This window comes from Pseudofrankia sp. EUN1h (assembly GCF_001854645.1).
Taxonomy (GTDB): Bacteria; Actinomycetota; Actinomycetes; order Frankiales; family Frankiaceae; genus Pseudofrankia; species Pseudofrankia saprophytica.
On the sequence record NZ_MBLN01000075.1, the window covers coordinates 55,710 to 68,254 of the forward strand.

A 12,545-nucleotide genomic window follows, 5' to 3' on the forward strand; every position below is an offset into this window, starting at 1 on the left:
TCCTCGTGTCAGCCTGTGGGGTGCCAGGACTCGGCCACCTGCGTTGAGCTGGGCTTCTGTACGGCTCGTTCGTACTCGTTGATCAGCCCTCCGAGGGCGGGCCGACGCTTGATCCGTTCGGCCCGTCCGCCTCGACCGATAGTGACCGGTGAGCACCCGATGAACCTTGCACCGACCGAGGAGCAGGAAGCGCTGGTCGCGTCGTTCGCCGACCTGCTGGCGACGCACGCGACCCCGGACCGTGTCCGTGCCGCCGAGCGGACGGGCGGCTTCGATCCCGAGCTGTGGAAGGCGCTGTTGGACGTCGGGGTGGTCGAGATGGCCGTCCCGGAGAGCCGAGGCGGTTGGGGCGCCGAGCTGCTCGACCTGGCGCTCGTCGCCGAGCGGATCGGCGCGGCCGCCGCCGCGGCGCCCGTCATCGAGGCGCAGGTCGCCGCTCGGCTGCTCGCCTCCCTCGACACGGCGGCGGCGCGGACCGCGTTGGCGGCGGCGCTGCGTGGTGAGCGGCTGGTGACCATCGCCGTCCGGCGGGCCGCGGCCGGCGTCGCGTCGCTCGTCCCAGGGGCCGCCGTCGCCGACGAGGCGGTCGTGCTCGATGGTGACCGTCTGTTGCTGGTGCCGCTGCGCGACGGGACGCGTACCGCGGTCGCGAACCTCGCCGCGGCCCCGCTCGCCGACGTCACGTTCGGCGCGGACGTCACCGAGCTGGCCGTCGGCGAGACGGCGGCCGTCGGGTTCGAGGTGGCTCTCGACGACTGGCTGGCGCTGACGGCCGCCGCGCTCGTCGGCGTGGGGACGGCGGCGCACCGGCTCACCGTCGGGTACGTCAAGGAGCGCCGGGCCTGGGACCTGCCCATCGGGGCCTACCAGGCGGTGGCCCACCCGCTGGCGAACACCGCGACGGCGCTGGACGGTGCGCGGTTGCTGGTCGCCAGGGCGGCCGAGGAGCTCGGGCGAGGCCGCCCACGGGGCCGTGAACTGGCGGCGATGGCCTTCGCGTTCGCGGCGGAGACCGCGCGGCAGGCGACGTACGACGGTGTCCACTTCCACGGCGGCAACGGCTTCACGCTCGAGTTCGACGCCCAGCTCCACTACCGGCGGGCGCGCGGCTGGGCACGGGTGTGGGGCGAACCGCGCGACGCCTACCGGCGGGCTGGCCGTGCCCGGTACGGCCGCGCCCAGGAGGTCTGAGCACATCATGGATTTCGACGTCGACGCATCGGTGACGGCGCTGCGCGCCCAGGTACGCGCGTTCCTCGCCGAGGAGCTCCCGCCCGAGCTGGAGGAGCGGGTCTATCGCAGCGGCGTGTCGCACGACGCCACGTTCATGCGGCGGTTGGCCGAGCGCGGCTGGATCGCTCCCGGCTGGGAGCGCGCCGACGGCCGTCCTGGGCTCGGCCCGTATGAGGCGCATGCCCTCGTCGACGAGCTGACGAAGGCCGAGGCGCCGATCTACGCCATCGGTACCACGGAGATGGTGGCGAACGTGATCCGCCGGGTCGGTTCCGAGGGGCTCAAGGCCGAGATCCTGCCGCGGTTTCTGCGCGGCGAGGTGACGATCGCCCTGGGTATGACGGAGCCGGACGCCGGGTCGGACGTGGCCGCGGTGCGCACCAGGGCGCGTCGGGACGGCGATCGCTGGTTCGTGAACGGGCAGAAGATGTTCACGACCAACGGGCACATCACCGACTACATCTTCCTGCTCACCCGGAGCCGTCCGGACGGTCCGAAGCATGCCGGTCTCACGATGTTCCTGGTCCGGCTCGATCAGCCGGGCATCGAGGTACAGGCTGTCTACACGCTGTCCGGCGAGCGGACGAACATCATCTATCTCAGCGACGTGGTGGTCGAGGACCGGTGGCGGATCGGTGAGGTCGACGGTGGTTGGCGGGCGCTGATGATCGCCCTTCAGGACGAACACTCGGTGCCGTTCAGCCCGCATCTGGCCCGCCTGCTCGAGGCGGTGGAGGAGTGGGCGCACGAGCGGGGCCGGATCGACGAGCCTGACGTGGGGGAGCGGCTCACCCGCTGGGCGACGGCGCTCGAGGTCGCTCAGCTCCTGGAGCTGCGGACCACGTGGATGGTCGCGAATGGCCAGGTGCCGGTGGCGGAGGGCCCGATGTCGAAGCTGTTCAGCACCGAGTCCATGGTGGGCGCGGCCGAGGACCTGACCGAGCTGGTCGGCCCGGACGCCCTGCGCGGCCGGCTCGACCCGACCGCGGCGGTCGGCGGCCGGATCGAACACGCGTTGCGGTTCTCCCTCGGTACCACGATCTACGCCGGGACCAGCGAGATCCAACGCAACATCATCGCCCAGCAGGGCTGCGGCCTGCCCCGCAGCTAGCGCGCATCGGCATCGCGAAGGGTGGGGCCAGGGCGCGCCGAGTCTTCACGGCCACCCTGTACAAGTCCGCCAGGTGATCGGATCCGGGCACGTTTTCGTTCAGAAGGTTCGCCGCGGGCACTACGAACTGCCGCCCGATTTCACCGGCGAGGTGATCGTCGCGACGGTACGATTCCGCGCGGGGTGAGCGGCGGGGGTGGGCATGCGGGAGCGGCTGGAGGCGTGGCTGCGGGCCCGGACGGAGCTCTCGGCGGTGCGGCGTCGGCCGCCGACCGAACGGGGGTCTGGCGACGTATCGCGGGAATCAGGGCCGTCGAACCCGCGGGACGATCGCGGGACGAACTCTCCGCCGGAAGTCGTCGCGCTGCGGGACGCGCTGCGGACGGGTGATCCCGCGCTGCTCGACGCGGCGATCGAACTCCACGCCTCCGCCCTGACGGYGCTTCCCGCCGGCCACCCGAATCGTTCGCTCGTTCTGACCAACTTCGGGGTCGCGCTGCGGGCTCGGTTCGAGTCGCGGGGGGAACTCGGCGATCTGGACGAGGCGATCGTGATGCTGACCCGGGCGGCGGCCGCGCTGCCCGACGACGCCGCCCAACGAGCGGTGGTCTTCGCCGGTCTCGCCGGCGCGCTCTACGTCCGCTTCGGGCAGCTCGGCGAGATTCCCGACATAGACGGCGCCATCGACGCCGACCGGGCCGCGGCGGCCGCGGTTCCCGTTGCGGATCCCGACCGTCCCTCGTATCTGAACAACCTCGGCAACGCCCTGCGGGCGCGGTTCCTCCGACTGGCCGAATCCGCTGATCTTGACGGTGCGATCGACGCCTATCGCGCCGCTTTGGCGGCCGCCCCCCTCGACCATGTCGATCGCGCGGACTACCTGTCCAACCTCGGCGGGGTCCTGCGGGCTCGCTTCGAGCGGGTGGGGGAGCCGGCCGACCTGGACGAGGCGGTTGAGCGTGGCCGCGAACTCGTAGCGGTCCTCGGCGCTGGTCACCCCGGCCGGCCCCGCGCCCTTTCCGCCCTGGGCAATGTCCTGCGATCCCGGTTCGAACACGCGGGCGGGCTGGCTGACATCGACGGCGCGGTCGACGCGTACCGCCAGGCGACCGTCCTCGCCGCGTCCGGGGACTCGGGGCGCGCTGGCCTGCTGTCGACGCTCGGCGTCCTCCTGCGCCTGCGTTTCGAGCGGCTCGGGGACGTCGCGGACGTGGACGAGGCGGTCGAGGTCACCCGGCGGGCCGCCGCCCTGACAGGGGAGCAGGACGACGACGCGGCGGGTGTGCTGACCGCACTGGGTAACGCCCTGTCCGCCCGGTCCCGGCGGTCGCGGAACGCGAGCGACCTCGACGAGGCGGTCGACGCCCACCGGCGGGCCGTGCGCAGCGCCTCCGCTGACCACCCCGACCGGGCCGCCGCGCTCACCAACCTCGCCAACGTCCTGCGTGCCCGGTCCGAGCGGACGGGATCACCGGCCGATCTCGACAGTGCCCTCGAGCTCCTGCGTGACGCGGTCATGTCGACCGCCGTCGGCCATCCCAACCGGCCCACCGTCCTGTCGAGCCTGAGCGCCGCGCTGCTGGCCCGGTTCGCGCGGACCGACCGGATCGCCGACCTTGACGAGGGGGTCGAAGTCGCGCGGCGCGCGCTGGACGGCCTCGCCGACGGCCACGCCGACCGCGCCGCGAGCCTGCGCGCTCTGTGTGAGGCCCTGCGCGCGCGCTTCCGCCGGCTCGGATCCAGCGCCGACATCGAAGCCGCGGTCGACGCCGGTCGCCAGGCGGTGGCCGCGGCCGGGGCTGACGATCCCGTGCGCACAGAGGCATCGATCACTCTGGGTGCCGCCTTGCGCGACCGCTACCTGCGGTTCGGGGACGTCGGGGACATCGAGGAGGCGATCGACGCGTTCCGCTCGGCGCTGGCCGCCGTTCCGGMCGGTCACCCTGCTCATACCGCCGGCCTGGCGAGCCTGGGCCTGGTCTTGCTGGACCGCTCCGCCGCCGGCGGAGGGCTGGCCGACCTGGCCGAGGCCGTCGAGGTGTCGCGTCGCGCGGTGGAGGCCACCCCGGACGACGATCCCGATCTTCCCGGGTACCTGTCCAACCTCGGCCTGGCGCTGCACGGACGCTTCGACCGGCTCGGGAAGCTCGCCGATCTGGATGAGGCGGTCAAGGTTGTCCGGCGCGCGGTGGAGACCTCGCCGCCCGGCAGCCCCGATCGCGCCAGCCTGCTGATCACTCTCGCCGCCGCCACTCACGACCGGTTCGAACGGGTGGGGGATCTCGCTGACCTGCGCCAGGCGGTTGAGGCAGCTCGTCAGGCGCTGGAGGCGATGCCCGCGGACCATTCCGACCGCCCCGCCGCTCTGTCGTTGCTCGCCTTCGCCTTGCGGGGCAGGTTCGAACGCGTCGGGGAACGCAGCGACCTGGAAGAGGCGATCAAGCTTCATCGTCAGGCGCTGCACACCCTTCCGGCCGACCACGCCGACCGCGCGGCGTATCTCGCCGTCCTCAGCACCGACCTGCGGCTGCGGTCCCAACGCGTCGGTGACCTGGCCGACCTGGACGAGGCGATCGAGCTCGCCAGGCGTGCGGTGGAGGCCGTCCCGCCCCACCATCCCGACCTTCCCGCCTACCTTTCGCCCCTCAGCAACGCCCTGCGCTTTCGTTTCGTCCAGGTCGGGGAGCTGTCGGACGTCGACGAGGCCGTCGAGGTCGCCCGGCGCGCCGTGGAGGCGGTCGCGCCCGACCATCCCGGCCGTGCCTCGTACCTGTCGAACCTGGGTGCCGCCCTGCAGGATCGTTTCGACCGGGTCGGGAACCGTGCGGACCTCGACGAGGCGGTCACCGTCGCGCGTGCGGCCGTGGAGGTCATCCCCGTCGGCCATGCTCGACGCTCACTGAGCCTGTCGAACCTCGGAATCGCCCTGCGGAACCGGTACGAACAGGTAGGCGACGCAGACGACCTGGCCGACCTGGACGAGGCGATCGAGATCAGCCGGCGGGCGCTCGCGGAATGCCCCGCCGACCATCCCGACCTCGGCGACTTCCTGTCCACCCTTGGCAACAGCCTGTTGATGCGCTTCCGGCGGACCGGGTCGCCGTCCGACCTCGACGACACGATCGAGGTGCGCCGCCGAGCGGCGGAGACGACTCCCGCCGACCATCCCCACCGCGCCGGCACCCTGGCCAACCTCGGCGGCGCGCTACGGGCCCGCTTCGACCTGACCGGCCGGCAAGTCGACGCCACCGAGGCCGTGGCCGCCGGCCAGGAGGGGGCGCGGGTGACGGTGGCGCCCCCGCGTGTCCGCGCCGACGCCGCCCGGGTCTGGGCCGGGGCGGCCTACGCCGCCCGGGACTGGGATGAGGCCGTCGCCGGTTTCACCCAGGCGATCGAACTGCTTGGTCTCATCGCGCCGCGAGCCCTGAGCCGCCGCGATCAGGAGGGCCTGCTCGCGGAGTTCGGCTCGCTGGGCGCCGACGCGGCGGCCTGCTGCGTCCGGGCGGGCCAGCTGGATCGGGCTCTCGAGCTGTTCGAGCAGGGGCGGGGGGTCCTACTGGGGCAGGCGCTGGACACGCGCACCGACCTCGCCGACCTCGCCTCGCTCGACCCCCGGCTGGCCGATCGGTTCACCGACCTGTGCGCGCGACTCGATCATCTCGGCGGGCCGGCGGCGCGCGCGGCCGCGGCCGAACCGCTCCCGCCGGCACCGCCGCGGCCGTCCCAGCCGCTGCCGCGGGTACCCGCTTCGCCGGCCGTTTCGAGGACCTCGGTCCCCGGAAGCGATCCGGAGGTGGGTCGCCATGAGCGTGAGGACCGGCGCCGGGCCAGCGCGGACCTCGACGAGACCATCGCGCTGATCCGCCGGCTACCCGGACTCGAGGACTTCCTACGCCCACCGCGGGTCGCCGACCTGCGAGCCGCCGCCGCGCGCGGCCCGATCATCGTGGTGGTCGTCTCCCATCTTGGGTCGTACGCGCTCGTCGTCACACCGGACGAGCCGCTCGGCGCGGTCACGCTGCCCGAACTCACCCCCCAGGCCGTCTCCGAGCGGACGATCAACTTCCTGACCGTCCTGTCGAACGGCGCTCTGTCCGACGCTTCGAAGGACCTGAACGTCACGCTCCGCTGGCTGTGGGACGCCCTCGCCAGTTCCGTGCTCGATCGGCTTGGCCTCACCGGCTCACCAGGTTCACCCGCCTCCGAGGCCGCTCGTTCCGGTTCCGCCGGTTCCGCTGGTTCCGCCAGCCAGGCTGGTCGACCGACCGAGCCGCGGCCGGTGTGGCCGCGGCTGTGGTGGTGCCTCTCCGGAGCGCTGTCCTTTCTCCCGGTTCATGCCGCCGGCTACCACAGCACCCGGCACGACCCGAATCCGAACACAGTGCTGGACCGGGCGATCAGCTCGACCATTCCGACGATCCGCGCGCTGATTCATGCCCGGCGTCCTGCGCGCGGCCCCGCCCCCGCACCGGGCGACGGTCGGATCATCGCGGTCGGAATGCCCCGGACCCCGAGCGCCAGCGACCTGCCCGGCACCAGGCTGGAGGTACAAAACCTGAGCAGACTCTTCCCGGGACGAGTCCACCCGCTTGTGGGCCCGGAGGCCACCCGGGACGCGGTGCTCGCGGCGCTGCCGACCGGGCGGTGGGCGCACTTCGCCTGCCACGGCCAGGCCGACCTGCTCGAACCATCCGCCAGCAGGCTGCTCCTCGCCGATCACCTGGACCGGCCGCTGACCGTCCTGGACGTCGCGCGGCTGCGTCTCGACGGCACCGAGTTCGCCTTCCTGTCCGCCTGCGAGACGAGCCTTCCCGGCACGCGGCTCATCGACGAGGCGATCCACCTCGCCGCGGCGTTCCAGCTCGCCGGCTACCGGCAGGTGATCGCTACCCTCTGGGCGATCAATGACTCGGGCGCGGTGGCGCTCGCCGAGGACGTCTACGCCACCCTGGCCGAGGTGGAGAAAAAGGACGCCGCCCGAGAGCCTGCGGCCGGGCGCACCGCGTCCGCCCTGCATGACGCCGTCCGCCGCATGCGCGAGCCCCGGCCGGACCAACCCGCGCTGTGGGCCTCCCACATTCATGTTGGCGCCTGACGGCGGCGACGTTCCCATGGCGGTGCGGGTACCTCTGCTCCCGAGCCGCTGGCCATCACCGCCAACGGGGACGCCCTGAGAACGGTGGACGGGGAGCTTTTTCTCAGACGTCGGTGGCGGGTTGGTGGGCGTCGACGGTGACCTGGGCATCGAAGATCGCGTGACGTACCGCGATCACCCCGGGGACGGCGCGGACGAGGTGGTCGACCTCGGGACGTGGCCATCCGGCGACGGCTGTCAGGTTGACCTCGCCGTTTTCGACACGAACCTCGGCCCTGCTGGCGACGCCCCAGTCGACGAGGACCTGGCGAACGTCGGCTTCGATGTCGGAGTCCGGGCGGACCAGCGGCCTGAGCAGATCGCTGCGGCTGACCAGCCCGACCAGACGGTCGCCGTCGTCGAGGACCGGGACCCGGGTGACGTGGGCGGCCAGCATGATCTCGGCAACGTCGGCGATGTCGGTGCCGACACGGGCCGCGATGACCGGCGTCGTCATGAGGTCGGCGGCGGTCCGCGGCGGCCGACCTCCGGCAGGCAGGTCGCGCCGGGCATGCCGGCGCGGGTCCGGTGCGCTGGCCTCGACAGCGATCAGGTCGGCTTCCGTGATGATGCCGACAAGCCGCCCGCCTGCGTCGACGACCGGCAACGAACCGAAGCCATGCCGGACGAGCCGCTCGGCTACCTCCTTGACCGGCGTCTCTGGTGTCACCACGGCCACCGCCGGCGTCATGATCTCCTCGACACGCATGGCCCCTCCGTAAGTTGTTAGGCGCTGGCCGACGGGTTGGAAGTCAGCCGCGGCGGCCGGGATGGGTGACGAGGGTCAGCGCGTCTCGACGGGCTTCGCACCGATCAGAACCGCCCACCATGGCCGGCGGCCGCTGTCGGCCCGGTCCGTGCCGGGCTGGCGCCCGGTGCGATATCCACGGGGCAGGTGACCAATGGCTCGCGGTATGTGCTTGGGGCCGCGAGCCCCAGGGCTCGGCCTGTTCTGGCGTGTTGCACCTGGGTTCCGGGCAGACCGGGAAACGGCGGAGGCTGTCGCCCGGGAGGTGCGGATCTTCGTGGCCCCGCCGCGCATGCTGACCCAGCCGCCGGGGCCCATCTGGATCCGGGCTCGAGGACCGCCGCGCAGGCTGTCGAGGTGGTCGAACAGGTGGACGGCGATCACAGTTCCCGCCGCGGCGAGCTCGCCGACGACGAGCACCTTGGTCAGGTCGATCTGCGCCAGCAGACGGCCGGTCCGCCCGTTCTGTCCGAACCGGACAACCGCCTTCTGATTGTCCGTGTTGCCGACCGGGCCGTGGGGCGGCGCACCGTGGACGTGCGTGTCGTCGAGCAAGGGCCGCTGGCCTGGCCCGGCCGGCGTAGTGTTTCTCTCGACGGTCCCGCGGTGCTGGTCCTGGGTGTGGCTGGCCCTGTCGCTGCATGCCCACTCTGTCGCGATGACGTTCGCATTGCGGCGCATAACAGGCCTCCCTGGGCCGACGCCATTCTCTGTATCTCCATTGCCGCGCGTCTCCATTCTTGGCGGAACGGCGATGGGATGAACTGCCCAAGTCGTCCCGCGGGACCGGGACCAATGGGGAAGGAGACTCGGCTGGAAGGGTGGGTGGCCCGCCCAGGTGCACCGCGCCACCCGGCCGGTCGGCCCATGCGGACCTGCCCAAGGCACCGTCACGGACCCACCGGATGGCGTGATCTCACCGGTCGGCCGCGGTGGAACAGTCAGGGAGGTCGATCACCGGCCAACTCGGCTTCCGACCGATCTCCCAGATCGGTGCCGATCGGCGGGTGGACCGATACAGCGGGCACGGCGACGTGCCGCACCGGACGTGGAGCGTGAGGCATGAGCAGCTCGGTACACATTCTTGTCGGAGTCGACGGCTCTCCCGGGTCGGAGGCCGCGCTGCGGTGGGCGTTTCGAGAGGCGGCGATGTGGTCGGCCGCGACGGAGGGTGCCGGCCGGGGTGCGGCCCCGACGGTGACCGCTCTGTTGGCCTGGACCGCGGACGGGCTGCCGACGGGCGTGCTGCGCGCCGCGACCCAGGGCGATCATGATGGGCTGACCAAGGCGGCCACCGAGATGCTGGAGCGCACGATCAGGCGGGTCGGCGAGCCGCCGGCGTCGGTCACGCTGCGGCGCACCGTCGTCCTGGACGAGCCGGTCGCGGCTCTCACGGCGGCTGCCGCGGACGCTGACGTGGTCGTCATCGGGGAACGCGGCCACGGGCCGATCCACCGGATGACCGCCGGCTCCGTCAGCCAGGGGGTCGTCCACCACGTGCCCGGGCCTGTCGTCGTCGTCCGCCCGCCCAAGGACGACGAGACGCCCCGGACCGACGACCGCCGGCCGGTCGTCGTCGGCGTCGACGGGTCGGACCCGTCGTTGACCGCACTGCGCTGGGCGGCGCACGCCGCGGCGGTCCGCAAGGTGCCGCTGCGGGTGGTCCACGCCTGGGGCGGCTACGACCCGATGTACGCCGAGGTGCTCGTCGGGGCGCAGGGACTGCTGGTCAAGCAGGCAGACGACGTCCTCGCGCAGGCTGTCAAGCTCGGCCTGGACGACGCACCCCGCCTGACCGTCGAGTCGGTCGTCTCGCCCGACTCGGCGATACGTGCCCTGCTGCGCGAGGCCCGCGAGGCGCAGCTCCTCGTCGTCGGCAACCGGGGACACGGCGGTTTCGCCCGGCTGCTGCTCGGCTCGGTCAGCCACCAGTGCGTCCTGCACGCGCACAGCGACGTCGCCGTCGTGCGCTCCGACCCCGCCGCCGTTGCGGGGGACGTCCCGGCGGGAAGTGGCGCTGCCGGTCTACCCGCCTAGGGTCGAAGCCCCCGGACGTCGTCCCCGCTGGGATCCTGCCAGCCGATCGCTCTCCATCGACCGGGGCAACCGAGGCCGCGCAGGCGGCGCTGACCTCCTGGGCCGTCATGGCTGGCTGCCCACGCCACAGCAGGTCGGCTCGCCCGTCAGACCCAGACGTGAGGCGCCTCCCGCGCAGACCGCCGCGGGAGGCGCCTTGCCGTGTCTCCGGCCGCCTGGCTCCGCGGCGCGTGCGGCCTGTCCACAGCACGGTCGGCCTGTACGGCCAGGGCGCGCCCGTCCGGCGGCTCGCTCGAGCTTCTCCGACAGTCCCACGGCGGATGGGCCGATCGGCCCACCGACGGCACGCCCCGACAGGTCGAAACGACCGCCCGCGTGGCCCGCGCAGCCCCTGATCCGGGCGCCGCGGACGCACGACTCTAAGAGCCACACAACCAGGGAGGCGAAAGCACATGACAACCACCAACGAAACCGCCGCCAAGGCCGAGACGCGGTCCGGTCCGGTCGTCCCGTCGCCGTTCTCGACAATTTTCCGGCAGCGCGCTGGCGTCCGTGGCCTGGCCCTGGATATCGTGCTCGCGCTGACCAGGGTCAGCCTTGGATGGGTATTCCTGTGGGCGTTCCTTGACAAGCTGTTCGGTCTCGGCCACGAGACCGCTTCGAAGGCGGCCTGGATTCACGGTGGCAGTCCCACCGAGGGATTCCTGGCCCACGGTGCCGTCGGGCCGTTCACGTCGTTCTACCACCACATCGCCGGCGCGGCCTGGGCCGACTACCTCTTCATGATCGGCCTGGTGGCCATCGGCACCGCACTCATCCTCGGTGTCGGGATGCGCTTCGCGGCCGGTGCCGGCGTGGTCCTGCTCGTCATGATGTGGTCGGTCGTCCTGCCGCCCGAGAACAACGTCTTCATGGACGACCACCTGATCTACGCGCTCACCCTGATCCTGCTGGCCGCCCTGAACGCCGGCCAGTCGTTCGGCCTCGGCGGTGCCTGGGCGCGCACCGCGATCGTCCGCGGCCGCCCCTACCTGGTCTGAACATCCAGTCGGTCGATGAGTGGACCGGCACCGGACATCGTGAACCCATACGGTCAGCCCGGCATCCAGCGGTCGGGGCGCGTCACAGGACGCGCCCCGACCGCTTCGCGCACCCCACGACGGGGATCGCCCGACGTGCGTATCTGCTGTTCCCTGCTCGCTGAGCAGTTCGGCACCCCGGACTCCCTGACGGCCGCGGACGGCGAGGTGCAGGAAAGTCCGAGGGGCAGGAAGGCCCGAAACGCATCGCCGGGTCTTCGCTCTCCCGCGCGAATCGAACGTGCCAGTAGCCGGGCGGTTGCCCGCACACGGTGGCGCGTCAGCGCGGATGCGCCCTTCGAGCCAGTCCGAAGGTCCTGAAGCGGGTACGCGGTGGGCACATGGTGGCGATCTGGTGCCGGTGGTTCGCTGGAATCATGGTCGAGAAGAGCGGGGCGACCGCCACGCCGCTGCTGCGCGCCGAAGGTGTACGAAAGATCTATCGGACCGGCGCCGTCGAGGTGGAGGCGCTGCGCGGCCTCGACCTGGAGGTCGAGGCCGGCGAACTCGTCGCGGTCATGGGCCCGTCGGGTTCCGGGAAGACGACGCTGCTCAACTGCCTGTCGGGGCTGGACGACATCGACGGTGGCCGGGTGATACTCGGTGGCGTCGACCTGTTCGCGATGCCGGACGCCAAACGCACCGAGCATCGGGCCCGCACGATGGGTTTCGTCTTCCAGGCCTTCAATCTCATCCCGGTGTTCACCGCGGTCGAGAACGTGGAGCTTCCGCTGCTGCTCGTCGGCGTCGCACCGGCGCAGGCCCGCAGGCGAGCCGCGGACATGTTGGAGCGGGTCGGGTTGGGCGCGCGCGGCGCGCACCGGCCGAACGAGCTGTCCGGCGGCGAGCAACAGCGGGTGACGATCGCCCGGGCCCTGGTGGCCCGCCCGGCGATCGTCTGGGCGGACGAGCCGACGGGGAACCTGGACAGCGAGATGGCGGCGCAGGTCATGGACCTGCTGCGGACGCTCAACCGGGACGAGGGCCAGACGATCATCCTGGTGACCCACGACCCGGGGATCGGCGCCGCTGCCGGCCGGCTGGTCCGGATGCGCGACGGCGCGCTGATCAGCGACGAACGCCGCGTGCCCGCGGGTGTGCCAGCGTCCCCGGTGCCGCCCACCCCTTCCACTGCTGCCCCGGCGTCGGCGTCTTCGGCGCCCGAGGCGCCGGATGCACTCACATCGGTCGTCTGAGCGCGGC

Annotated in this window: 8 protein-coding genes; 6 read left to right on the forward strand and 2 right to left on the reverse strand. The window is 72.3% G+C overall.

The window, feature by feature from the left end; all coding sequences use genetic code 11:
• The first annotated feature begins 159 nt into the window (after positions 1-159).
• From BCD49_RS29765 to BCD49_RS29775, 3 genes are all read left to right on the forward strand, one after another.
• Positions 160-1,191: an acyl-CoA dehydrogenase gene (locus BCD49_RS29765; protein ID WP_007507143.1), complete on the forward strand. Its 1,032-nt coding sequence runs from the start codon at positions 160-162 to the stop codon at positions 1,189-1,191.
• A 7-nt stretch (positions 1,192-1,198) separates the two neighbouring features.
• Positions 1,199-2,344 (forward strand): acyl-CoA dehydrogenase family protein, encoded by a 1,146-nt coding sequence (locus BCD49_RS29770; RefSeq protein ID WP_007507141.1) that lies wholly within the window; start codon positions 1,199-1,201, stop codon positions 2,342-2,344.
• A 202-nt stretch (positions 2,345-2,546) separates the two neighbouring features.
• Positions 2,547-7,439, forward strand: a complete 4,893-nt coding sequence (locus BCD49_RS29775; protein WP_071042156.1) for a CHAT domain-containing tetratricopeptide repeat protein — start codon at positions 2,547-2,549, stop codon at positions 7,437-7,439.
• A gap of 103 nt (positions 7,440-7,542) precedes the next feature.
• Here the strand turns inward: BCD49_RS29775 and BCD49_RS29780 are convergent, their stop codons facing one another.
• Positions 7,543-8,187, reverse strand: a complete 645-nt coding sequence (locus BCD49_RS29780) for a CBS domain-containing protein (RefSeq protein ID WP_007507137.1) — start codon at positions 8,185-8,187, stop codon at positions 7,543-7,545.
• A 75-nt stretch (positions 8,188-8,262) separates the two neighbouring features.
• Positions 8,263-8,781 (reverse strand): hypothetical protein, encoded by a 519-nt coding sequence (locus tag BCD49_RS29785; protein WP_131803589.1) that lies wholly within the window; start codon positions 8,779-8,781, stop codon positions 8,263-8,265.
• Positions 8,782-9,288: 507 nt separating this feature from the next.
• Here BCD49_RS29785 and BCD49_RS29790 point away from each other — a divergent pair.
• From BCD49_RS29790 to BCD49_RS29800, 3 genes are all read left to right on the forward strand, one after another.
• Positions 9,289-10,263: a universal stress protein gene (locus BCD49_RS29790; RefSeq protein ID WP_007507133.1), complete on the forward strand. Its 975-nt coding sequence runs from the start codon at positions 9,289-9,291 to the stop codon at positions 10,261-10,263.
• 452 nt (positions 10,264-10,715) lie between these two features.
• Positions 10,716-11,303 (forward strand): DoxX family membrane protein, encoded by a 588-nt coding sequence (locus tag BCD49_RS29795; RefSeq protein WP_007507131.1) that lies wholly within the window; start codon positions 10,716-10,718, stop codon positions 11,301-11,303.
• Positions 11,304-11,683: 380 nt separating this feature from the next.
• Positions 11,684-12,538, forward strand: coding sequence for an ABC transporter ATP-binding protein (locus BCD49_RS29800; protein ID WP_007507129.1), 855 nt, complete (start codon positions 11,684-11,686; stop codon positions 12,536-12,538).
• Positions 12,539-12,545: the final 7 nt, after the last annotated feature.